Below are 21,619 nucleotides of genomic sequence, written 5' to 3' on the forward strand. Positions count from 1 at the left end.
ATATTAGTATAAAACATTACGTGCAATAAGCTACGCCATGATAAGAAAAAAAGAACAAAACTATTTCTTGTCAGAATCTATCACAACTGAAACACCTGGAAAAGGTTGGTCCCGTTCATAGCCAAGTACCCTATGCGATTTCGGAATCTTGGGACTCACCTGTACCAAACAAATAGCTTTGGGACTAACAACAGGATCAACACTGCGATCACGCCGTGCGGGCGAATGATCACGTTGAGCGTCAATTATCGGGCCTCGCCGCGCTGGTGAATGATTTCTTTTCACTAAAGCCTGACGCTCATTCCTTCTTGCTACAAGGTGAGCAGTTACAGGATCAAGATTAATGCTACTATTGCTATGCGATACATTTTTTGAACCATCACCAGCCTTACTCATGCAGGCGCCACTATACATTAGAAAAGTATGAAAAAACCCACACAAAGCTACCATGACATAACGCTTCATAACATTTCCTTTTTTATGATAACAAAGCATATTTATGCATGACAATACTCATTATCGTGCCCGCGAGTCAAGAATAATATAGCAGACAATAATATAGGATAGGATTAAAAATTTTCAGCTTAACTTTATCGTTACCGTAATACTCATAAACGACAATACACACTTTTGCTATACTCTTATTATTCTTTGGTACTACTGCATGATGACACACTACTCTTGTGACGACGATGCTTGCTAGCAATTTTGTTCATAGCAGCTTGATTTTGAGACCATTGTTGTTGACCATCGCTAAAACTGCGTTTATGCGACCGTTTCATAGCCCACAAAATCTTTGCAACCTGCCTCTGCTGAACATCAAAATCCTGCTGCATTTTTTCTTCTTTTCGCTTCTTCTCTTTTTCCTTAATAAAATCATCAATAATTTTTTGACTATCCACCCGCGGCTTAAACTTCTGCTTATCCTCAGTCTTTTTTGTCTCTAGTGTTTCTAGCCGTATGCGCTCATGCACCTTCAGTAGCCACGGAATAAGTCCTGAATCATCTGGCTCGGGAGCAATTATTGCTGAATTTAATGTACTACAACAAGCTCCGCAGTAAATCAAGCCACTCTGCGATAACAAAAAAATAATTACAATAATCTTCATGTTACTCTTACCTAAGATGCTCATACGTGACTTCATCTAAAAACTATTTTTCTATCAGTTCATTATCTTATTTAGTAGCATTTCTGCGAACAAGCAGCATTGGCAAACAAAGGGTACTTTGTATAGCTTTTTGACCTTTTTCCCATTGCTCTTGTGAAAAACTACGATCACTCCTACTCAAGCGCCTTTTGGCACACTCAGTTGCCGTAATTTTCTCAACAAGTTTGTCATGTTTTTTCTGTTCTTGTTTTTCCGTAAAGAAATCAATCTCATTCTTATGCCGTTTCAATTCTGCTCTCAATTTCTGTGCAGCAACCTCTTGTTCTTCTTGCGCCTTTTTTATACGATCCTGCGCTTCAACGACCCAAATAGGAGATGCTTCACGCCGAACAGGAGGAGTCGGAAGAGGCGCAATTTTTACTGGATTCAATGTGCTACAACAAAGTCCACTATAGAGTGAAGCACTCTGCGATAGCAAAAAAATAATCGTGACGATCGCCATGCGGTTTTTACCTGAGATGTTCATAATACCTTCATCGAGAAAAATTTATAATTCTTGTGCTGTTTCAATACGAGAAAAACTATTCATCAATCTATGAATTTCACTTTTGAAAGAAGAAAGTGTAACAGCTAATTGATTAACATTCAAATCATCGTTCTGCAAAGCAGTATCAACTTTTATACAGAACACCTTCGTCACATCAAAAATATAGTCTGATAAAAAATTCACTTCATCAATGGCTTTTTGATCATCCCATGTTCCATTTTTATACGCTATAAAACCCATAACGCGCTCAAGCTGAGCAACAAGATTATTAGCAGATACCATCATTAAATTACGATACATCGCTTTATCAATTACTGGTGTTTGCACATTATTCAATGCATCAACATATTCTTTAAACTCTTCAAATGTTGGCATCAACGTCGTTTTTTCTTGAACAAACCATGCTATTGATCCAGGATTAAACACCTGCGCATAAACAGGTTCACCAACTCGTTGCGCTAAAGAAGTTCCCACTACACCGCTAAAACCACCGATAACACAATTAGTTATATGGGATCTCAAATGATGCAATCCACGCCACGAAAAAAAGCTCGGATAGAACTTTGCATCATAATCTTTAAGTCCTTCTGGCGTTAAAGTTTTCATAACAGCTGGCGTGAGAGTGCACGCAGAAGACGAGGTGTTTTCACCAACAAAACCACACCATTTTAATAGATTATAGGAAGCAGCTAAGGCCACTATGGCACTCACCCCATATATGCCATAACGAACAAGCTGTGCGCGACCCAATGATGTTTGTATGGATTCTTTATGGCGTGCAATCACGGAGTGTTGGGGATAAACAAGCTCAATTTTTTTTTCATTCGCCACTCTTGGCAATAACACATCGTTGTTGATACCAAACACTGGCACCATAGAACTCAACAATAATGCCATAATTCCTGTCTTTTTAATCATCATAACGTTCCTTGTTCTTTACAGCTTTGTGTACTTTTCTCGACGACCTTTAGACTTTTCTACTGAATATTTCTTACCGATTTCAGCTAATTTAACTTCGAACGCCTTGCTCAAATCAATGTTTGCCGCATTGGCAAAACAAAGCAGTGCAAAAAGCACATCGGCACATTCATGTTCAATTTCTTGGCGATTTTTTTCAATTTCTTGAATAGATTCTTGCGTGGTAAGCCATAGAAATTTCTCCATTAACTCGCCCGCTTCTATCGACACAACCATACTAAGATTCTTTGGTGAATGATATTGCGCCCAATCACGTTCGGCAACAAAATGCGCTGCCGTTGTTTTGAGCTGCTCAAGAGTAATTGTCGTATCTGTCATATGATATCCTTTTTAGGGGTATTACCTCTGCTAACACACCTATTATAGAACGCTTTTCAAATAATGTCCGGTGTGACTTTGTTTACACTGAGCAACCTGAGTAGGCGTACCCTGTGCAACAATAATGCCACCTTCATCGCCACCTTCAGGCCCAAGGTCAATAAGATGGTCAACCGTCTTGAGGACATCAATGTTATGTTCAATGATAATCATAGAGTTACCTTTATCCACCAAACGATTCAAGACCATCAGCAAGCGTTCAATGTCACTCGTATGCAAGCCTGTTGTTGGTTCGTCAAGAATATAGAGGGTTTTGTTACCCCGTTTTGCCAACTCATCAACCAACTTAATACGCTGCGCTTCACCACCAGATAGCGTCGTCGACGCTTGGCCAAGTTTAAGATAATCAAGCCCCACATCGCACAACAAACTCAATCGTTTTGCAATCTGCGTATGCGCTTTAAAGAATTCCAATGCCTCATAGGCAGTCATTTCTAAGATATCAGCTACGTGCTTACCTTTGTATAAAATAGACAAGGTTTCAGCATTATAACGCTTGCCTTTGCATGATTTACAGATCATGGTTACTTCAGGCAAGAAATGCATGGTAACTTTAATGACGCCATCACCAGAACATTCAAAACAACGACCTTGGGCAACGTTAAAGCTGAAACGTCCTACGGTGTACCCACGCGCATTACTTTCTGGTAGCGAGGCAAATAACTTACGAATATCGTCAAAAATGCCCAGGTAAGTTGCTGGGTTAGAGCGCGGCGTTCTGCCAATAGGTGCTTGGTCAATCACCACCATGCTCTCAAGGTTCTCTGCTCCCTGCATATCATCGCCCTCTGACGCATCCATACGTCGAGAACCTTGCAATTCGCGCTCTAAGGCAGGCACTAACTCCTGCATAATCAAGGTACTTTTACCCGACCCAGAAACACCGGAAATACCACACAATACGCCCAACGGAAATTGGACCGTCAAATCTTTCAAATTGTTTTTACGAGCATGGCGCAGCGTGATGTGACCAGAAGGTTCACGTAAAGTTTTGGGTAATGCGATAAAGCGTCTACCACTTAAATAAGCACCGGTTAATGAATTTTTATTAGCGGCAAGCTCTTTGGGTGTGCCAACGGCAGTTACCTGACCACCAAGAACCCCTGCTGCAGGACCCATATCAATAATATAATCTGAGGCATTCATCGTGTCGTGGTCATGCTCCACCACCACCGTGTTGCCTAAATCACGCAATGTTCTCAACGTATTAATCAAACGATCGTTATCCCGCTGGTGCAAACCAATACTCGGTTCGTCAAGAATATAAAGAACACCACTCAAAGCTGAACCAATTTGTGTTGCAAGTCTAATACGCTGGCCTTCGCCACCCGAAAGGGTTCGTGCCGAACGGTTCAATGATAAATAGTTTAATCCTACATCGTTCAAGAAGGTGATACGATTCACAATCTCTTGAATTAAACTTTTGGCTATCTCAAGTGATGTTTCATCTAAAGTTAATTGCTTAAAGAAGATTAATAAATTTTTAATGGCAAGATCAGATAGATCATAAATATTCTTACCACCGATAGTCACCGCTAACGCAAATGCATTCAAACGTTTACCATGACACGTAGAACAGGTATGTTCCGTAGCATATTTATTACCAAAAAAGTCTGGGTAATCAGCCTTCCATGCTTGAGGATCGCCCTCAGCCCATGGCCACTCATGAATCTTACCCAACCCGTGACACTCTTTACACGCGCCAATGGGCGAATTAAAGGAGAAAAATCGTGGTTCAAGTTCTGGAATCGATTGCGCACAACGCAAACACATTTTATGAGAAGAATACAGAAATTCTTTGTCGCCCACGATAACTTTAGCCAAACCGCTTGCTAAGCTGAAAGCTTTCTCTATCGCCTCTTGTAAACGTGAACGCTCCTGAGCTGTGACTTCAACCACATCAAGCATCAAATCTATGGAGTGCTTATAGGTCTTTTGCAGCTTCAGTTTTTTGATATCGTCTATTGATTGAAATTTATGAGCAACCCCGTCAACACGGAACCTATAAAACCCCTTATTAAAGAGTCCCTCAAGTTCGTGGATAAATTCGCCCTTCTTTTCTATGGCAATAGGAGCAGCCAGGGTGATAATCGACCCCTGAAAGTTTTTGAGGATCATCGCGGTGATATTTTCTGGCGATTCGGCCTTAATGACCGTTTGGCAGGTCGGGCAATGCACAATACCTATACGCGCATAAAGAACCCGTAGGTAGTCATAAATTTCGGTAATAGTGCCCACCGTAGACCGCGGATTGGAGCCAACTGTCTTTTGTTCGATGGCAATTGAAGGACACAAGCCCTCAATACGCTCAACATCAGGTTTTTTTGCAACACCTAAAAATTGGCGCGCATAGGAGGAAAGTGATTCCATATAACGACGCTTGCCCTCAGTATATAATATATCAAGCGCTAACGAACTTTTACCCGATCCTGATGGACCAGTAATGACCGTTAAAGTATTCTTTGGAATGACTACATCGATGTTTTTAAGGTTATGCTCCTTGGCACCAAACACCTTAATGCAGCCATTTTTTTCTAATAATTTTTTACCTTGTTCGATCTTCATTTTGGCACCTCATCAAATATCTAAAATTTCTAAATTGCCCAATAGAATATTGTACCATAGGCAAAACAGGAAGTCCAACGGGGTCTTTTTGGCTTATCTTTAACTATTTACATAATTATTTTTGATTTCTTCTGCAAAAACCGTATACTTTTGGACATAGAAATATTCGAATGGTGGACGTAGCTCAGTTGGTAGAGCACCAGGTTGTGGTTCTGGGTGTCGTGGGTTCAATCCCCACCGTCCACCCCAGAAATTTGAAAAAAGATATTGCAAGTAAAGAAAAAACCTTTATATTAGTCGTATCTTCACTATTGAAATTTACTTTTCCTTTGAATCTTAAAGTTATGTCGGGATGTGGCGCAATTGGTAGCGCACTCGCTTTGGGAGCGAGGGGTTGCCAGTTCGAGTCTGGCCATCCCGACCAGCCTACGCCAAGGCTACGGCTGGCGCGGCCAGTTTATCAAATGAATAAACATTTCGCTCATGGTGAGTGATTTTGCGTAAGCAAAATTGTATCGAACCACGCTAGATTCTTCAAGGAAATCGTATTAGCTTATATAAAAAGCCCCGATCTTTTAAAAGACCGGGGCTTTTTTATTATTATCGTAAAAACATATGTTATTTCAGATCAGTATCTTTATATCTTTTTAAAACATCAGAGTTCTGCTTCCATGCATCAGCACGCGCATCAAGATCTTTAAAGTAATCAAACTTCAAAGCAATCAACTTATCAATTGACTGAACAACAGATGCATCAGTCGTAGAAGATTTGTCTGTTTTTAACTTCTCAATACTTCTCATTATTTCGGTTTTTTCGTTTTCTAACTTTTTAATATTAACATCATTTTGTTTAAGCTTATCGTCAACCCTCTTTGCCAGCGACTCTTTACTTTCAAAATCATTTTTTTTACTTATAGGCACTGCACCAAATGACGGCAAGCTCATGAATAAAACAACATAACCAATACTTTTAAGATTCATACAAAGCTCCTTAGCAATTCACGTTCAATAACATCATTATTTTTTAAGCGCTTGCGCACCTTTGAGCAAATCAGCAACAACCGTTAATGTTCTGTCATTTGCATCATCCATAATTACTTTTGCCTTTTGATACATCGTCATAAAATACTTTTGCATGACAGGATCGGTTGAATTTTCTGCTTTTTTTATATGGTCTGTTTTAGTATTAAACATAGTCTTAGAATCTTTTGCAGCAATTTCTGCGGCCTTCAACTGCGCTATAAACTTATCCACTTCTGCATTCACATCAGCTTGGGTTAATCCAAAACCCTGCGTAGCCAAAAACAAAACTGGCACTAGTATCATTATTTTACCAATACTCTTCATATGTATCTCCTTTTTCACGGTATAAACACCTAACAACGGCAAGACTTTCTGTGTTCTTTAATACCACAACGCCAAGACCGCTCGCAATAAAACAGAGTAACTGCTCGCAAAATACCGTTAAGCATCTGGCTCAGCTACATACACACACAACATGAAGACCGTGATTTTTGCTCTAGCTCAGCAATTACACCCGCTAGCATAAAACTCTTAATGATACGGGCCACATCAAGACACAAACGATTCTTTTTCGATAATGCTGAATACACAAGGAAAAAATTGTGCTCGTCCTGTTTTTGCTGGTCATCATGAACCCTCGATAGAAATCCAATACCGCTACCACCTTCTCGAGCACAAGACCCCTCTCTTTCAAACCTCTGTTCTACCGTTTGATAGATAAAGTTTTTAGTTATGGGATTAATGATATTCACCCATGCACCCTTATCTACCAACAAACGCATAACCGAGATCGATGTATTTCTACCAACAGCCATATGCATAAGCACCGTGCAGCCATCCGCACTACATGCATTGACATGGGCGCCACGCGCCGCTAAACACCCTACAAGATTTTTATGCCCATGAAATGCGGCCACCATAAGTGGTGTCCATCCTTGGTCATCGCGCGCTTCAAGATTTTCTGGCGCAGCATCCAGAAACTTTTCCGCTTCTACCGTATCACCAACTAAAAAATAATTCTTATGATTATCATGTAACACTGGACGCTTTACTACGAGTTGCTGCATGCTCTGCGCAGTACCTGCAACTATAACCCCGACCAACAAGACCTTAACAAACCCCCTCAATGACATAACTCCTCCTTGGTACTATAACGTTCTATAAAACCACGCTCATAATACGGATCGTTATATTTGCAGCACAAGACTCACTAAAAAAAACATCAAAACGGGCTTTAGCAAAGCTTTTTTTATCAAAAAAACAAAAGAATTTTGCCTTCTTGGTAATCGTCGTTAAACTTACCAAGCATGGAATATCTAAAAAACAAGAAAGATCAGTATGTTTTTAATTGATAGGCGCTACGTCCGCCACTTTGATTGGTTAGGATTTTTGCTCATTATGGTCATTTCGATCATAGGGCTTTTGTTTGTATACAGCGCAACCTATAAAGTTGAACAGCCGTATTCCCTCTTTTTTAAAAAACAAGCATTCGGCCTTGCAACCGGCTGGTTAATTTACGCATTCTTTTGCAGCGTAGATTATCGCACGCTCATGCGTGTTGGCTATTTTATTTATTTGGCAGTCATTGGATTACTGGTGTTCACCATTCTCAAAGGCAGCATTGGCATGGGTGGGCAACGATGGATCAACATCGGTTTATTTAAATTTCAACCATCAGAACTTTCAAAATTATTTTTTCCCGCGTTTATCACCTACTATTTAATTACCGAAGATGACACACTGGAATTATCGTTCAAACGATTCATCCCGGTGCTTGCAACGCTTGCCATCAGCTTTGTATTAATAATGAAACAACCAGATCTTGGCACAGCACTTATTTTGGCATTCTCTGCCATCACCCTGCTGTGGCTCACCGGGATAACGAGAAAATTTTTCATTATCGGCTTTATGACCATTATTCTCTGCGCACCTGTTCTGTGGCACTTTTTAAAGCCTTATCAAAAACAACGTATCGCCGTATTTTTAGGCGAAGGCGATGTCAAAAAAGAACGGTATCAATTAGAACAAGCAAAGATTGCTATTGGTTCTGGCGGATTATCTGGAAAAGGATTCTTGCAAGGCACACAAAACAAATGCCTGTTTTTACCCGAAAGCCGCACCGACTTTATTTTTGCCGTCGCGTGTGAAGAAGTTGGCTTTGTCGGCGCAATAAGCATTCTTCTCTTGTATCTTATATTATTCTTTCGTTTTTTTGCCATAATCCTTTCGCTCAAAATTCCCTTCATTCAACTACTGGCAACAGGCATTGTAATCCATATCATGATTTCTACCCTCATTAATGTAGGCATGGTACTTGGATTATTACCTGTCGTGGGCATTCCTCTGCCGCTCATGAGTTACGGCATCAGCAATTTATGGATTACCTTTGCCAGCCTCGGCTGGTTTAACGGCATTGCCATGCGGCGATTCTATATGGGACAAAGTAGTTATGCAGTAAGTAATGGATAAACAAATTAACCCCTCACACGGCTTTTAAGCCGTGATTTAGGGGACCCCGGAAAAAGGGCTTTAGCCCATTCATCCACAGTCTTGAAAATCTGTGGGGTTTTCTGGGGATAAAATTATGAGGTATGTACGATGAACGAAGGACTCCACGAAATTAATATTCTATCACTTCAAGAAACAGCTGAAGAGCGTTCACACGATTTTACCCCAAAAACTTTTGACGATTATCTTGGACAAAAAGAGCTCAAACAAAAACTACACATTTACACACAAGCGGCAAAAATGCGTAACGAGTCACTCGACCATATGCTGCTGTTTGGTCCTCCTGGCCTTGGTAAAACCACCTTGTCGCAAATTATGGCGCACGTTATGGGCGTTGGCATTAAGATCTGCAGTGGCCCTATGATGGAGCGTACTGGCGATTTGGTTGCTATACTTTCTTCCCTCGAACCAAAAGATATTCTGTTTATTGACGAAATTCACCGCATGCCCACCAATGTGGAAGAAGTGCTCTACAGCGCTATGGAACATTTCCGCGTGGACGTTATTATTGGTCAAGGTGCTGGTGCAAAATCTATCAACCTGCCAATCCACCCCTTCACGCTTGTTGGCGCTACGACCAAGAGCGGTATGATTTCCGCCCCCTTGCGTAGTCGCTTTGGCATCAGTGAACGCCTTGATTTTTATACTGACGAAGAGCTCCGCGACATTGTGCTCCAAAATGCTCAGTTCTTGCAACTCACTCTAGCACCCGAAGCCGCACTCATGATTGCTCGCTGCTCACGAGGAACACCTCGTATTGGCAAAAAGATTTTACGCCGCGTACGCGATTTTGCACAATTCCATAACAAAAAAAATGCGGACGTTGATGTAGTCCAAGACGCTCTCACCTTCTTAGGCCTTGACGATGATGGCCTGACCAAAGTAGACAATATGCTCTTGCAGCGTATCGTGGAACACTTTAATGGTGGCCCTGTTGGCTTGGAAACCCTTGCCTCCCTTATTGGCGAAGACAAAGAGACCATTGAAGCAGTTTATGAACCATTCCTCATGCGCAAAGGCTACTTAGAAAAAACGGCTCGTGGTCGCCAGATTCCTCACAAAAAACTGCCTTTTTTGAAAAAGAAGTTTTTAGGACAAGAAGCCTTATTTTAAATTTCAAATTAAAACAAAATGTATTATTGTGCCCTTAATAAAGGCAATCATTTGACATGCACATAAAACAATGAGAAATTGAGTAATGATATTAGTGTATCATTACTCAACGGAGACACGTATGTACAAACAATATTCTCTTCTTGTATCTCTCATTATTTTGTTACCCGGTTGCGCTAAAAATATTCGTATGTCAACCACCGCCTATGCTGACAAACAAGCTATTCCCTCAGGATTTGCCAGAAACAAATCTTTTAGCGTCGAAGGGTCATTACGCGTCAACGACAGCAAAAGAGAAAATGAACTTCAAACGAAAGAAGTAGCACAAAAGTTGTCTATTGCCTTACAAGACAAAGGTTATTCAATCGAACAACCAGAAAATGCTGATTACAACATCGTTTTTAACTATGGCTACGATAAAGAAACCGTCACCAACAATGTACTCACCTATATACCCCAAGAAAGCTCTAAGACTTTTGAGTACACTCAGGAATGCGACGGCGACGCTCAATATAACGAAAAAACCCATTCTTCCGGCATATGGGCACATGTACCAGTGGAATCAACCTACTATAGAAAATTCCTAAATCTGTATGTGCATGAAGCACGCCCAAACAGAAAAAACAAACAACCTAAGGTTTGGGAATGCAAAATACGCAATTGCGACGAAGATTTTGATATACGATCGTACACCGACTTTTTCATTGTTGAATCGATGAAATGGTTTGGCTCAAATACTCAAGGCACCTACTCAACCTCCATGAGTTCAAAAGATAAAGTTGTTACCGCACTGCGCACACAGTATAACGACGGTTGCTACAGCACCTGCTAACATACAGTTAACACTACATGCATGAGCAGCTTACTCTTTAGCTCTATCAAAAAATATCCCTGAGTGTCCGACGTCCCGTTCGACGCAATGTGCGCGAAGGATAAAGCTTTAGTCGCAGTCGGACTCATAGAAAGATTAGTCAGAAAATTAGTTTCGCACGTAATCATGTATTACATAGCTATCTATTCATATGTATTGCCATTCATTTTTTAAAATGAGTAACATGGTGATTGTTGTCATTAATATCCCTTAACATTAAGGAAGCAGTATGAAAACAGTCAAAAGAACCATGTTAACGCTATCGCTTATCGCTTTGATGAGTCCGCTCGGCATACCATCTACCGCGTATGCATGGAACCCATTTAGTCCCAGCGATTGGCAAAATCTTTTTGGTATCGTTCAAGATGCCTTCTCATCTTTTGGCACGACCGTTCAAAACTTTGGACAAATAGCTATTGCTGGCTTTGAAGACGCATTCTATGAAGTACAGAATTTTGCAAGTTCAATTCCAGGTCAATTGGAATCTATTAGTATACAAGCAGGAAGATACGTCGTTTCAGAACCAGTCGCATTAGTGTTTGATGGATTAATGAAGTTTGTTGGCGGCGTTATTGTCGACCAAAATAAAGCGGCCCCAACAATGCCAATCGTAGGCCATGAACAATGGTACTCATTGCGTTACAATCAGATTTCACAAATCAAAATTCACAATGCAACCTCAACGACTAAAAAAGCATTCGGGCTCCCCGTCATTGATTCATTAACAGGAAAAAACCTCAGAGTGAGCAATATTGTTGCTGATCAAAATAAAGGTATTGCTGAACAGCTTGTTGACGGCCTACGCACCTTTAAAATTCCGGTGCATCCAGTAAATGGAACCCCATGGGCAACCCATAGCTTACAAGCATCTGAGCTTGACCAAGCACTACAAGGAGCTATGAATGAAAACCTCAGAGCGTTTTTAGCACCACTTATTGACCGTATCAAAGCAGAACAATGGAGAATCGACCTTACCAACCAACCACTTGTATACGCGCTCACTACGATAAAAACATATTTAGACCAACACCCTACCGCTGTTGTCACGCTATTTCTTAATATTTTTGATTTTGGTAGTATGTCTTCCAATTTCGTATCGCAGTTCCAACAATCCGGCTTGCTCAACTATGCATATGCACAAACCACTGAAAGACCTTGGCCTACCATGCAAGAAATGGTAAATGCCAACAAACGTCTGGTTATTTTTTACGATGATGCATCTACCAACCTCAAATACCAAGATAACCGCTTCCTTTTATCTGATGACTTTATTTATTCAAGTGCGTGGAACTTCACCTCTGTTGACGCACTCAACAATAATACCTGTTCTGAAATCGCCATCAGACCAAATGCAGCATGGTACCGTAAACAAACGTATACCAATCCTGCAGATGACAATACACTCTTTGAACTCACCCACCAAGTCACGCCAGGTGTTGCTGGATCTCCCGATGTTGCACGCCAAGTCAATACCTATGATTCAATTGTAAATCACGCAACACGTTGCACCTACAACCTAGGCAGCGCGATATGGCCAAATTTTGTCAGCGTCGACTTCTATGATATTAATTTTGAAGATATTAAACGCGCTCTCCAATACATACAAATGAAAAAATATGAAAACAGTCAAATTCCAACAACGCCACAAACAACGTCCATGACCCAAGCATCTATTGATTGGGTCAAATCGCCAGATGGCTATAATTGGCTCAAAGGTACTGATGGCCAAAGATGGCTCAAAACTATGCAAGGGCATACATGGTTTTCTACCATTGACGGACAACAATGGCGCACCTGGCTCAATAGCAACACCGGCATGGCGCAAGAAAGTATTAACTGGATCAAATCACTCGATGGCTACAATTGGCTTAAAGGCACCGATGGACAAGCATGGCTCAAAACAACCCAAGGGCAAAATTGGCTCAATACGTCTGATGGTTTGGCATGGCGCATCTGGCTGAATACCAACAGCGGCATGGCACCAGAAAGCATTACTTGGATACGGTCATCCGATGGCCACAATTGGCTCAATACATCTGACGGGCAAGCATGGCTCAAGACTGTCGAAGGGCAAAACTGGCTTAATATGGCTGATGGACAACAATGGCTGATTACCACACAAAGCGGCCAAACATGGCTTGATACACACAAATAGTTATTATAGCGAAACTCATGAACGCAAAACTCTTGCTTTAGACAACGATGAGACTTTAGTATGTAAATGCTAAAGTCTCATCAAACTATCTAAAAAAGGGGGCCCCATGAATCCATTAAGCGACTGCAAATACGATAAATTAAAACTGACCTACAAATTATGCAAAATGCTCCACTTCATAGACAAGCACGCAAAAGATGATGCAAAAAAAGAAAAAGACGTTGAATTTCAAAAGACGCTCGATGAAATGTCGCGGACACTTACCACACTCGTTGAAAAGCTCCTTACCATGACCTGCAAATAATAGTCTACGAATTACCTTTAGGGCGAGCTCTTTAATTCAAGAGCTCGCCCTATTTTTATTTTAGATTACTTTTTTGAGCAGCAGACCTTATCGATGCCTTAATTTTTTTCTTAAACTCTCCCGCTTTCTTTCTAACCATTCCCTCATCAATGTCCGATGCAAAGATACGATTTTTCATAAGGACTTTGCCATTCACCACAACCGTTTGAATATCTGATGCCTTGCTTGCATACACCAATTGCGAGACAACATTATACACGGGTATCTGATGAATAGAATCCATAGTAACCATAATAAGATCAGCACGTTTTCCAACCTCAATACTCCCTAAATCCTTTTCTTTATGAATAGCACGGGCACCGCCAATAGTCGCAAGTTCTAAAACTTGCATTGCGCTCAGATTAGTTGGTTTGCCCAGTACTTTTTGTAATAATGCAGCGGTCTTCATTTCCGCCATCATATCAAGAGCATTATTGCTTGCCGCGCCATCAGTGCCCAAACCAACTGCAACACCCTCTTCTAGCATACGCGTGACCGGACTAATGCCCGACGATAACTTCATATTACTCACCGGGCAATGTACAACGCCTACGCCATATTTTTGTAATAATCCAATATCTTCACTGGTTGGGTGCACCACATGCGCTGCAATAATGCGGTCAGAAAGTATCCCCAAACTATCCAAATATGCCGCGCCTTTACCCTTTTCTGCTGGCGATTCAGACAAATGAATCATAAAAGGAATAATGTGTTGTTTTGAAACCTCATTGGCCTTTTGTAGTGTTGCAACAGAAGCAGTGTACGGCGCATGGGGCGAAATCGCAGGGTATACAAAATCATTACCTTGCCATTTTTTTACCAAGGCTTCAACTAATAAAAACCCTTCCTCTGACGTTGCGCTATCAGGTGTTGCAAAATCCATAACCGGCTGCCCAACAACAACACGCATACCAAGCTCACTCACCGCTTGCGCAACACTATTGGCAAAATAATATTCTGCAGCAAACGCAGTAACCCCACTCTGCAACATTTCCAAACAGGCAAGCTTGGTACCCCAATAGACAAAGTCTGCCGTAACATTTTGTTTTTCTGTCGGAAAAATATAGTCATGCAACCAATCGTGTAGAGCCAGACCATCAGCTAGACCTCGAAAGAACACCATGGGTGCATGTCCATGACCATTAATTAAGCCCGGCAAAATGACCTTATTTTTTGCATCAATAGTTTGCGATGCTTGATACCTATCTTCCACATGCCCCACCGCAATAATGCGGCCGTTGGTAATAGCGATAGAACCATCATGTATTATTTCTCTGTCCTGATTCATCGTGATGACGGTTCCACCACGAATAATAAGATCGACCTTGTTTTTTGTTACGTTAGATTTTTGCGGTTTTTTGGCAGACAATGACGCCTGAAACACTAAAACCAACAGAATCAACGCACCATTTTTTAACATTCGCTTCATTATTCAACTCCTACCGTATAATCTAAAAAAATCTTACTGCAACGTCTTCTAGAAAGTCTTCGACAAAGCTCAGACAGGACGGCGAGGGAGGCTTCTTCCTGCCGACATCCCTGAGCTTTGTCGAAGGGTTAATTATTTGTTTATGCAATAACTGTACTTTCCGCTAGGCCTTTCAGAATATAAATCATAAAACCGCCATAACGCCATACATAGCCAAAAAACCCTGTTGTAAGCCCGCTACAAGGCTCATCCTCATTTTCACCATGAGCTTATCGACATCTTTGCCATAAAACGCTACTCTAAAGAAAAAACAATATTAGACACCACAAAAACTCCTTGAGGAGATACGATTATGTCAGGTCATTCCAAATGGGCCACGATTAAACGAAAAAAAGCTATTATAGATTCAAAACGTGGCAAAGCATTCACTAAACTTATTAAAGAAATTACGGTAGCTGCCCGTGTTGGTGGCGGCGACCCAGATGCCAACCCTCGTCTCCGCACTTTGGTTGAAAAGTCAAAAGCACTCAATATGCCTGTTGATAACACAATGCGCGCTATCAAAAAAGGTACTGGCGAACTCCCGGGCGCAAGTTACGAACCATTTTCTTATGAAGGTTATGGCCCTCATGGCATCGCGGTGATTATTGATACATTATCTGATAATAAAAATCGCACGGTCGCTGAATTACGCCATCTATTTTCTGTCAAATCTGGCAGCTTGGGCGAATCAGGCTCAGTCAACTGGATGTTTGAACGCATGGGCGTTATACAAACTAAAGGCGAAAAAGGCATAACCGAAGATACGTTGCTCGAAAATCTGCTTGATTACGAAATTAATGATATCAGCACCGACGAAGACAACTACTTTTCAATACAATGCAACCCAAAATCACTCGACCTTGTCAAACAAGCGGTTGAAAAATTGGGATTAAAAGTAGAAAGCGCAGAAATCGAGTGGGTACCAAAAACGACCATGGATTTAAGCGACGAACAATCAACAAAAGCACTAGAATTTTTATCTGCACTTGAAGATCTTGATGATGTGCAGGAAGTCTATACAAACTTAGCGTAATAAGGAATTATATGGTTTTGAGTATGACAGGCTTTGCAACCAAAGCCATCACGGTACACCTTGACCCAATCAACAAGGTGAACGTTTCTATCAGTATAAAAACATTGAATGCACGGTTCTTTGAAACAACCTTCAAAATGCCGTATGCATTATCTCATATAGAAACGGATTTGATATCATTACTCAAAACCAAACTTATACGCGGGCATATTTATTGCACCATTTATACCGATAATCAAATGCTCCTCAAAGGCCAAGTGGAACCTTCCATGACCACCATTGAAGGATATTTGAAGTCTGTTGAACAAATCAGAAAACAGTTCAACATCGAAAGCTCACTATCACTCGATAGCTTGCTGCAATTGCCGAACGTGTTTGTTATGGAAGAAAAGAAAATCGACCAAGCAACCACGCAGCACATCATTGAAGCGATGGACCAACTGATCGACGACCTTATTGTTGCTAAAGAAAAAGAAGGCTTAGTGCTCAAAAACGATTTACTGCAACGTGCGTCGATTGTCGAACAAGAAATGCTCGCTATCGAACAAGCTGCGCTGAAGTTGATTGAAACACAAAAAGAAAAGGTCAACAAAGCAGTCCAAGAAATCGAATTAGACGAATCAAAACTGGCTGATGTTCGTAAAAGCGCACTCTATGCCGTGCTTGATAAAATCGACATTCACGAAGAAATTGTACGATTCAAAAGCCACATCAAGAACTTCCACGATCAACTTGAATCTGCAACAATAGAAAAAGGCAAACGTCTTGATTTTACCCTGCAAGAGCTTGGACGCGAGATTAACACTATTGCTGCCAAATGTTCTGATGCAACCATTGGCTCACGCGCTATTAACATTAAAGTTGAATTAGAAAAAGCCAGAGAACAAACACAAAATCTAGTGTAACGTTCTTTTATTCCCACGAATAAAACAATTGCCTCAGAAAAGACGTTAGGTTCTTCTGAGGCAATTTTATTTCTTATACTTGACTACTCAATATCCAGGCTTAGCCTTTTTTTTCTTCTCGTTTATCATACCTTGAAGAATAGTTACTTGATGAGCTCGATGATGAACTACTTGAAGAAGATGATGACGACAAGCTGCTACTTGATGAACTTGAAGATGACGAACTACTACTTGACGATGAGCTGCTGTTTGACGATGAGCTGCTCGATGAACTTGCCGAGCTTTCTAAATCATCAACAAATACAGCATCTTGCAATTGTCGTTCAATTGGTTTGTATAAAGTAATAGTGCATTTGTGCCGAGGATTCTTAATTATTGTAAAGAAAGGATTATCATTAATGACACGTGCTTCTTCCTTATCTACAGAATCTGACCCATCATCAGAAGACTCTTGATCTTCATCTTCCTTTGTAGCACTTGCTTTTTGAAGCTCAGGGACCAAGGACTCAAAGGCAGTTTTTTTACAACCACGGTGGTAACAAATTCCTTTTGGATCAAGACAGATATGAAATATATAAAAATCTTCTCTGCCACCATCACAAGCTACTTTGCCAGCTATTTGATAAAGATCATCCTTCTGCCCACCGTTTTTCCTATTTTTCCAAGATAGATGTTCGCCGTAGTTGATAAGTATTGGATCACACATTCGCGGTAATAGGGTGTGATAGCGAACGCTGTCCCTTGAGCAATTTTTTATTAAAGGTTTATCATTAAACCAACGTAATACGCGTTTGTCATAGTCTAATTTTTTAGTTTTGATATTAGTTTTTTTAATGCGAGAAGCTAATTGATCAGCAATTGGCTCTCCTGCGTTATCATTTTCTTCTTCTTCAGTTTTTTTAAAATCGTTATCAGTCGCTATTCCTGACTTACTATCTTTCTCTTTAAAACTAGCAGAGCAAACGCGTTTATATATATGACCATATTCTTTTTGTAAGGCATCTAAAATCGGCATATATTTTTGTAATTCTGAGAATGCCAGATCAAGATTTTTGTTAAATAGGATCTTATTGCTTAGGTCATGAAATTCATTTATAAGTTCATTATTATTAAGGACAGCGACGACTTTATTAAATATTGAATCGAGCGCATTGAAATGCGGTAGATTACACAGGCATGCTTTAATTTTTTTATCAATTGCTTGAGGATCGCCGGCTATCTCTAGCTTTTTTGCGTGAGCAGTTTTATATTCACTCATACTATGTCGAGCATATTCATTTGTAATCGCTTCAACTAGTATTCTACTTTGTTTGTCTAGATCATTATTTTCTAATAATCGATGAATAAATTTTTTGTAGGTATTAAGAGATTGTTGTTTCGTCAGATTTTTATTATTCGTGAGACTAATTTTCTTAAATGTGAGATATATAGATAAGGCTGTAGGAGTATTGATGTATAAACGTGGCTCTCCCGGAGGATATATAGAGGTTAAGGTTGTACCAATACTTGTCTTTTTTGCATAGCAAGGACAGTTAATATCTTGTTGCACCACAAAACCTCTGATGGCTATACCATTAGCAAAAGTGCTTTTTGTCGTTTCTTTAATTAATTGCCACATATAGTAAAATTCTTTGAGTAATGGGATTATCCGCATACTGGTATTGAGGTTCATAGTTTCATCAAAAGATGCGGAATCGCGATAGGCTTGTAACTGATTGCGAAAAGATTTAATCCTTTTTTTATATTCATCCTCGGATACTTTTTCTCCCTGCTGTAGGTAAGAATTAAAATCCCACGTTGCGCCAAAATTAGGTTTAATTTTGGCTGAATTAATGGGACTGTTTTCTAATAAACAAGTCGTATCACCACTTAATAATTTTAGTAAATTTTCATCGCTTGTTGATTTTTTTTGATCAAGTTGTTCGGCAGGCGCTGAAGATGATCCATTTTTTTGTATATTTGCCATCCTGGCGTAAAAATTAGCCGCATCGATTTTAGCTTCAGCTAGGGCCGCCTCAAAAAAACCTTTATTATAAACACCTAGACACTTACCTTGCAATCTAAGCATCCAGAGGCTTGGTCGCTCGTGTTGCACATTACTATCCATAGCTTTAACGTACCCACTAGAAACGAAAACAGCCGCCATAAGCATTGTTCTAAATAATGTTTGTCTTTTCATAACATCCTCCATTAATTGTAATTATTGTTTTTCTTCTTGTGCGTCTTGCCGAGAGACTTCTATAGCATCTTGTAATTCTTGATCAGAATCCTGATCTTGATGAGCAACAGACCTTCTACTCGAAGATGAGCTGCTTGATGAACTTGAAGATGAGCTACTTGAAGACGAAGATGACGAGGAACTACTACTTGAAGATGAACTGCTTGATGAGCTTGTTGTGCTTGTAGCAGCTGCGGTAGAAGAACTCATATTACCTCCATCAGCTTGTTTGCCGTGTACAGATGCCAATCCTGAAACAATAATCGATTGCTTTTCGTATTCAGCCTTGGTTTTTTTCCAGATATCAAGATACACCTCTCTTTTCTGAGCTTGGAACTTGTTAAGGATATTAAAATTATATGTTACTGGTAAACTAACTTTTTTTATTCTAGACATTTCTTGATTAAGGAAGTTTGCTATCCAAACAGATTTAGGTAATTTCTGAGTGCTAGAGTCAATTTGTGTGCCAATTTTAAGTAATAACTCTAATATCTTATTACGACCTTCCTGTCTGCCGGGCAAGCTTATTTTTTCTACTAGCTTATCATCTTCATCTGACTCTTCAGCAGCCAAAAATAATACAGTACAACCATTTTTCATCCTAATATCAACTCGAGCACCTGCTTTAATAAGTTCCCTAACTACGTTAAAATGCCCCATCATAGTTGCCATATGCAACGCCGTACCCATACAAACTTGAGCATCAAGATCGACGCCTGCCTTAACTAATGACTCAATTACTTTATCGAAGCCTCTTAAAGCTGCCATATGCAAATATCCTACATCAACCTGATCTCCAGCCTTAATTGCCTGCGTAACACTATCGCCATCATTTTTTTCTATAGCCTTAAATAATTTGCTATTTACCTTAAACCTTGATTGTTGCTCATTCTGCTTGCTTTTATCTTTCTTCTGCATAGCCATAATTAACCCACTAGAAAGTAAAACAGTTGCCATCAATATTGTAGTAAATAGTGTTTGTTTCTTCATAAAACCTCACATTTTATTAAGATTGTTTTTAAATAGTTATCTAATACCCAGTATGCCAAATAATGACAAATTGTCAAATTAAGCTACCGCTTTTTTTGAACCTGAAAGGCATCCATTTTTATTCTATAGAAACCCCTTGGGGGGGCATTTTTTTGACCCTAGCCTAAGCTTTTTTAGACAAAGCACTCTTCTATTGAATCATAGAATATCCTCACCATAAGCAAAAAATTGGCCATTTGGGGGTATTTTCTAGACAGAGACAGGGTTAAAAATAATTCTCATCACTGATGGCAGTGGAGCTGGTCCAAAAGGTCCATTAAACTCACGCGGCCCAATAAAGATCATGTCGCATGCAGAAATCAATAACATCGGATAACTCAGGGGTTATTTTTTTATATACATATTATTGAACATTCAAGCTCCTCCATGTAATGATGAATAAAAATATGCACTTGAATAACCAAGGTGAATTATGAAAAATCACGAGGATAAGATCTATTTATTAGCAGAAGAACGAACCTTACTTTCTGCAGAACGTACTTTTTCTGCATGGTTAAGAACCGCTCTTGCAGCCATGGCAGCAGGACTTGCTATATTGCGGCTCGTTATTTTTAAAACTGAAATACATAGAATTATCGCTCACATTATGGGTGAAACACTGATTTTATGGGGGTGTCTTATTATTATATTGTCATCAATTGACTACAAAAAAATTCGTAACTCGTTAACATTGGCAAAAAATTATAAAAGTTCTCAAATCGGCTATTTCACTATTGTGGTGCCACTATTGATTATCGCTACGTTGCTGATCTTGGTAACATTACCATAACGCGAGGATGTATATGAAAAAGAAAGATCTACCTTTATCAAAAGTATACCAACTCCTTGAGTCGGGGCCGGTTATTATGGTCACCACTTCAGATGAAGGCAAAGCAAACATCATGACTATGTCATGGCATATGATGGTCGATTTTGAACCACCATTGATTGCAATCGTCATGAGCGACCAAAATTATTCATTCGCTGCGTTAAAAAAAACCAAAGAATGCGTGATTAACATCCCGACGGTTGAGCTCGCCAAACAAGTGGTTGGCGTTGGCAACACCACGGGATCAAGAACCGATAAATTTAAGAAATTTAATCTGACACAGACTCCTGCATCAAAAGTCCAAGCACCCTTGATTGACGAATGTTATGCAAACCTGGAATGCCAAGTCATCGACACAAAGATGGCCACAAAATATAACATCTTCATCCTCAAGGTCGTCAAAGCATGGATCTCCACCTCCAAGAAAAGACCTCTCACCATACACCATTGCGGCAACGGCATATTTAATGTTGATGGCAAGGTGATTAAGCTGGCGTCGGAAAAGAAATGACGCGAGGATTTTCTTTCAGCGATCACAACACGC

Annotated in this window: 21 protein-coding genes and 2 tRNA genes; 11 read left to right on the top strand and 12 right to left on the bottom strand. The window is 40.1% G+C overall.

Features of this window, described 5'->3' with window-relative positions; all coding sequences use genetic code 11:
- Window positions 1-60 precede the first annotated feature (60 nt).
- From NTX86_01995 to uvrA, 6 genes are all read right to left on the bottom strand, one after another.
- A complete protein-coding gene (locus tag NTX86_01995) occupies window positions 61-465 on the bottom strand; it encodes a hypothetical protein (protein MCX5922077.1) in 405 nt (134 codons plus the stop codon).
- Between the two features lie 179 nt (window positions 466-644).
- Entirely contained in the window at window positions 645-1,109 is a 465-nt protein-coding gene (locus NTX86_02000; GenBank protein MCX5922078.1) for a hypothetical protein, read from the bottom strand.
- A 67-nt stretch (window positions 1,110-1,176) separates the two neighbouring features.
- Window positions 1,177-1,635, bottom strand: coding sequence for a hypothetical protein (locus NTX86_02005; protein ID MCX5922079.1), 459 nt, complete (start codon window positions 1,633-1,635; stop codon window positions 1,177-1,179).
- A gap of 21 nt (window positions 1,636-1,656) precedes the next feature.
- Window positions 1,657-2,577 carry a hypothetical protein gene (locus tag NTX86_02010; GenBank protein MCX5922080.1) on the bottom strand — a complete coding sequence of 307 codons (921 nt, stop codon included), beginning with the start codon at window positions 2,575-2,577 and terminating at the stop codon, window positions 1,657-1,659.
- 15 nt (window positions 2,578-2,592) lie between these two features.
- Window positions 2,593-2,952 carry a nucleotide pyrophosphohydrolase gene (locus NTX86_02015; protein ID MCX5922081.1) on the bottom strand — a complete coding sequence of 120 codons (360 nt, stop codon included), beginning with the start codon at window positions 2,950-2,952 and terminating at the stop codon, window positions 2,593-2,595.
- A 42-nt stretch (window positions 2,953-2,994) separates the two neighbouring features.
- A complete protein-coding gene (gene uvrA / locus NTX86_02020) occupies window positions 2,995-5,577 on the bottom strand; it encodes an excinuclease ABC subunit UvrA (GenBank protein MCX5922082.1) in 2,583 nt (860 codons plus the stop codon).
- 173 nt (window positions 5,578-5,750) lie between these two features.
- Here uvrA and NTX86_02025 point away from each other — a divergent pair.
- Both NTX86_02025 and NTX86_02030 read left to right on the top strand, forming a co-directional pair.
- Window positions 5,751-5,826: transfer RNA gene (locus tag NTX86_02025), tRNA-His, on the top strand.
- A 99-nt stretch (window positions 5,827-5,925) separates the two neighbouring features.
- Window positions 5,926-6,001, top strand: a tRNA-Pro gene (locus NTX86_02030).
- 194 nt (window positions 6,002-6,195) lie between these two features.
- On the opposite strand, the gene NTX86_02035 is transcribed toward NTX86_02030, so the two are convergent.
- The 3 genes from NTX86_02035 to NTX86_02045 all read right to left on the bottom strand — a co-directional run bounded on the left by NTX86_02035 (window position 6,196) and on the right by NTX86_02045 (window position 7,733).
- Window positions 6,196-6,558, bottom strand: a complete 363-nt coding sequence (locus NTX86_02035) for a hypothetical protein (protein MCX5922083.1) — start codon at window positions 6,556-6,558, stop codon at window positions 6,196-6,198.
- 36 nt (window positions 6,559-6,594) lie between these two features.
- Window positions 6,595-6,924, bottom strand: coding sequence for a hypothetical protein (locus NTX86_02040; protein MCX5922084.1), 330 nt, complete (start codon window positions 6,922-6,924; stop codon window positions 6,595-6,597).
- 134 nt (window positions 6,925-7,058) lie between these two features.
- Window positions 7,059-7,733: an ankyrin repeat domain-containing protein gene (locus NTX86_02045; GenBank protein MCX5922085.1), complete on the bottom strand. Its 675-nt coding sequence runs from the start codon at window positions 7,731-7,733 to the stop codon at window positions 7,059-7,061.
- A gap of 205 nt (window positions 7,734-7,938) precedes the next feature.
- On the opposite strand from NTX86_02045, the gene NTX86_02050 reads away from it, so the two are divergent.
- The 5 genes from NTX86_02050 to NTX86_02070 all read left to right on the top strand — a co-directional run bounded on the left by NTX86_02050 (window position 7,939) and on the right by NTX86_02070 (window position 13,551).
- A complete protein-coding gene (locus NTX86_02050) occupies window positions 7,939-9,069 on the top strand; it encodes an FtsW/RodA/SpoVE family cell cycle protein (GenBank protein MCX5922086.1) in 1,131 nt (376 codons plus the stop codon).
- Window positions 9,070-9,198: 129 nt separating this feature from the next.
- The gene (gene ruvB / locus NTX86_02055) at window positions 9,199-10,221 is read left to right on the top strand and encodes a Holliday junction branch migration DNA helicase RuvB (GenBank protein ID MCX5922087.1); all 1,023 of its coding nucleotides are present in this window, start codon (window positions 9,199-9,201) and stop codon (window positions 10,219-10,221) included.
- Window positions 10,222-10,342: 121 nt separating this feature from the next.
- The gene (locus tag NTX86_02060; protein ID MCX5922088.1) at window positions 10,343-11,053 is read left to right on the top strand and encodes a DUF4136 domain-containing protein; all 711 of its coding nucleotides are present in this window, start codon (window positions 10,343-10,345) and stop codon (window positions 11,051-11,053) included.
- Window positions 11,054-11,321: 268 nt separating this feature from the next.
- Window positions 11,322-13,247 carry a hypothetical protein gene (locus NTX86_02065; GenBank protein MCX5922089.1) on the top strand — a complete coding sequence of 642 codons (1,926 nt, stop codon included), beginning with the start codon at window positions 11,322-11,324 and terminating at the stop codon, window positions 13,245-13,247.
- A 106-nt stretch (window positions 13,248-13,353) separates the two neighbouring features.
- Entirely contained in the window at window positions 13,354-13,551 is a 198-nt protein-coding gene (locus NTX86_02070; GenBank protein ID MCX5922090.1) for a hypothetical protein, read from the top strand.
- 55 nt (window positions 13,552-13,606) lie between these two features.
- On the opposite strand, the gene NTX86_02075 is transcribed toward NTX86_02070, so the two are convergent.
- Window positions 13,607-15,019, bottom strand: a complete 1,413-nt coding sequence (locus NTX86_02075; protein ID MCX5922091.1) for an amidohydrolase — start codon at window positions 15,017-15,019, stop codon at window positions 13,607-13,609.
- 352 nt (window positions 15,020-15,371) lie between these two features.
- Between NTX86_02075 and NTX86_02080 the strand changes: the two genes are divergently transcribed.
- A complete protein-coding gene (locus tag NTX86_02080; GenBank protein ID MCX5922092.1) occupies window positions 15,372-16,094 on the top strand; it encodes a YebC/PmpR family DNA-binding transcriptional regulator in 723 nt (240 codons plus the stop codon).
- A gap of 11 nt (window positions 16,095-16,105) precedes the next feature.
- Window positions 16,106-16,999 (top strand): YicC family protein, encoded by an 894-nt coding sequence (locus NTX86_02085; protein MCX5922093.1) that lies wholly within the window; start codon window positions 16,106-16,108, stop codon window positions 16,997-16,999.
- A gap of 100 nt (window positions 17,000-17,099) precedes the next feature.
- On the opposite strand, the gene NTX86_02090 is transcribed toward NTX86_02085, so the two are convergent.
- Window positions 17,100-19,178: a hypothetical protein gene (locus NTX86_02090; protein ID MCX5922094.1), complete on the bottom strand. Its 2,079-nt coding sequence runs from the start codon at window positions 19,176-19,178 to the stop codon at window positions 17,100-17,102.
- Window positions 19,179-19,199: 21 nt separating this feature from the next.
- The gene (locus NTX86_02095; GenBank protein MCX5922095.1) at window positions 19,200-20,207 is read right to left on the bottom strand and encodes an ankyrin repeat domain-containing protein; all 1,008 of its coding nucleotides are present in this window, start codon (window positions 20,205-20,207) and stop codon (window positions 19,200-19,202) included.
- Window positions 20,208-20,679: 472 nt separating this feature from the next.
- Between NTX86_02095 and NTX86_02100 the strand changes: the two genes are divergently transcribed.
- Together NTX86_02100 and NTX86_02105 are read left to right on the top strand one after the other, a co-directional pair.
- Entirely contained in the window at window positions 20,680-21,036 is a 357-nt protein-coding gene (locus NTX86_02100; GenBank protein MCX5922096.1) for a DUF202 domain-containing protein, read from the top strand.
- A 13-nt stretch (window positions 21,037-21,049) separates the two neighbouring features.
- Window positions 21,050-21,586: a flavin reductase family protein gene (locus NTX86_02105; GenBank protein MCX5922097.1), complete on the top strand. Its 537-nt coding sequence runs from the start codon at window positions 21,050-21,052 to the stop codon at window positions 21,584-21,586.
- The last annotated feature ends 33 nt before the right edge of the window (window positions 21,587-21,619 follow it).

Source organism: Candidatus Dependentiae bacterium (assembly GCA_026389015.1).
Classification (GTDB): Bacteria; Babelota; Babeliae; order Babelales; family Vermiphilaceae; genus JAPLIR01.

What these genes read in the sequence shown, in the direction of transcription:
- uvrA (MCX5922082.1), bottom strand. Translation starts at nt 5,577, where the DNA reads ATGAAGATCGAACAAGGTAAAAAATTATTAGAAAAAAATGGCTGCATT.
- NTX86_02005 (MCX5922079.1), bottom strand. Translation starts at nt 1,635, where the DNA reads ATGAACATCTCAGGTAAAAACCGCATGGCGATCGTCACGATTATTTTT.
- NTX86_02100 (MCX5922096.1), top strand. Translation starts at nt 20,680, where the DNA reads ATGAAAAATCACGAGGATAAGATCTATTTATTAGCAGAAGAACGAACC.
- NTX86_02015 (MCX5922081.1), bottom strand. Translation starts at nt 2,952, where the DNA reads ATGACAGATACGACAATTACTCTTGAGCAGCTCAAAACAACGGCAGCG.
- NTX86_02075 (MCX5922091.1), bottom strand. Translation starts at nt 15,019, where the DNA reads ATGAAGCGAATGTTAAAAAATGGTGCGTTGATTCTGTTGGTTTTAGTG.
- NTX86_02060 (MCX5922088.1), top strand. Translation starts at nt 10,343, where the DNA reads ATGTACAAACAATATTCTCTTCTTGTATCTCTCATTATTTTGTTACCC.
- NTX86_02000 (MCX5922078.1), bottom strand. Translation starts at nt 1,109, where the DNA reads ATGAAGATTATTGTAATTATTTTTTTGTTATCGCAGAGTGGCTTGATT.
- NTX86_02105 (MCX5922097.1), top strand. Translation starts at nt 21,050, where the DNA reads ATGAAAAAGAAAGATCTACCTTTATCAAAAGTATACCAACTCCTTGAG.
- NTX86_02095 (MCX5922095.1), bottom strand. Translation starts at nt 20,207, where the DNA reads ATGAAGAAACAAACACTATTTACTACAATATTGATGGCAACTGTTTTA.
- NTX86_02045 (MCX5922085.1), bottom strand. Translation starts at nt 7,733, where the DNA reads ATGTCATTGAGGGGGTTTGTTAAGGTCTTGTTGGTCGGGGTTATAGTT.
- NTX86_01995 (MCX5922077.1), bottom strand. Translation starts at nt 465, where the DNA reads ATGAAGCGTTATGTCATGGTAGCTTTGTGTGGGTTTTTTCATACTTTT.
- NTX86_02090 (MCX5922094.1), bottom strand. Translation starts at nt 19,178, where the DNA reads ATGAAAAGACAAACATTATTTAGAACAATGCTTATGGCGGCTGTTTTC.
- NTX86_02010 (MCX5922080.1), bottom strand. Translation starts at nt 2,577, where the DNA reads ATGATGATTAAAAAGACAGGAATTATGGCATTATTGTTGAGTTCTATG.
- NTX86_02050 (MCX5922086.1), top strand. Translation starts at nt 7,939, where the DNA reads ATGTTTTTAATTGATAGGCGCTACGTCCGCCACTTTGATTGGTTAGGA.
- NTX86_02085 (MCX5922093.1), top strand. Translation starts at nt 16,106, where the DNA reads ATGGTTTTGAGTATGACAGGCTTTGCAACCAAAGCCATCACGGTACAC.
- NTX86_02040 (MCX5922084.1), bottom strand. Translation starts at nt 6,924, where the DNA reads ATGAAGAGTATTGGTAAAATAATGATACTAGTGCCAGTTTTGTTTTTG.
- NTX86_02070 (MCX5922090.1), top strand. Translation starts at nt 13,354, where the DNA reads ATGAATCCATTAAGCGACTGCAAATACGATAAATTAAAACTGACCTAC.
- NTX86_02080 (MCX5922092.1), top strand. Translation starts at nt 15,372, where the DNA reads ATGTCAGGTCATTCCAAATGGGCCACGATTAAACGAAAAAAAGCTATT.
- NTX86_02035 (MCX5922083.1), bottom strand. Translation starts at nt 6,558, where the DNA reads ATGAATCTTAAAAGTATTGGTTATGTTGTTTTATTCATGAGCTTGCCG.
- ruvB (MCX5922087.1), top strand. Translation starts at nt 9,199, where the DNA reads ATGAACGAAGGACTCCACGAAATTAATATTCTATCACTTCAAGAAACA.
- NTX86_02065 (MCX5922089.1), top strand. Translation starts at nt 11,322, where the DNA reads ATGAAAACAGTCAAAAGAACCATGTTAACGCTATCGCTTATCGCTTTG.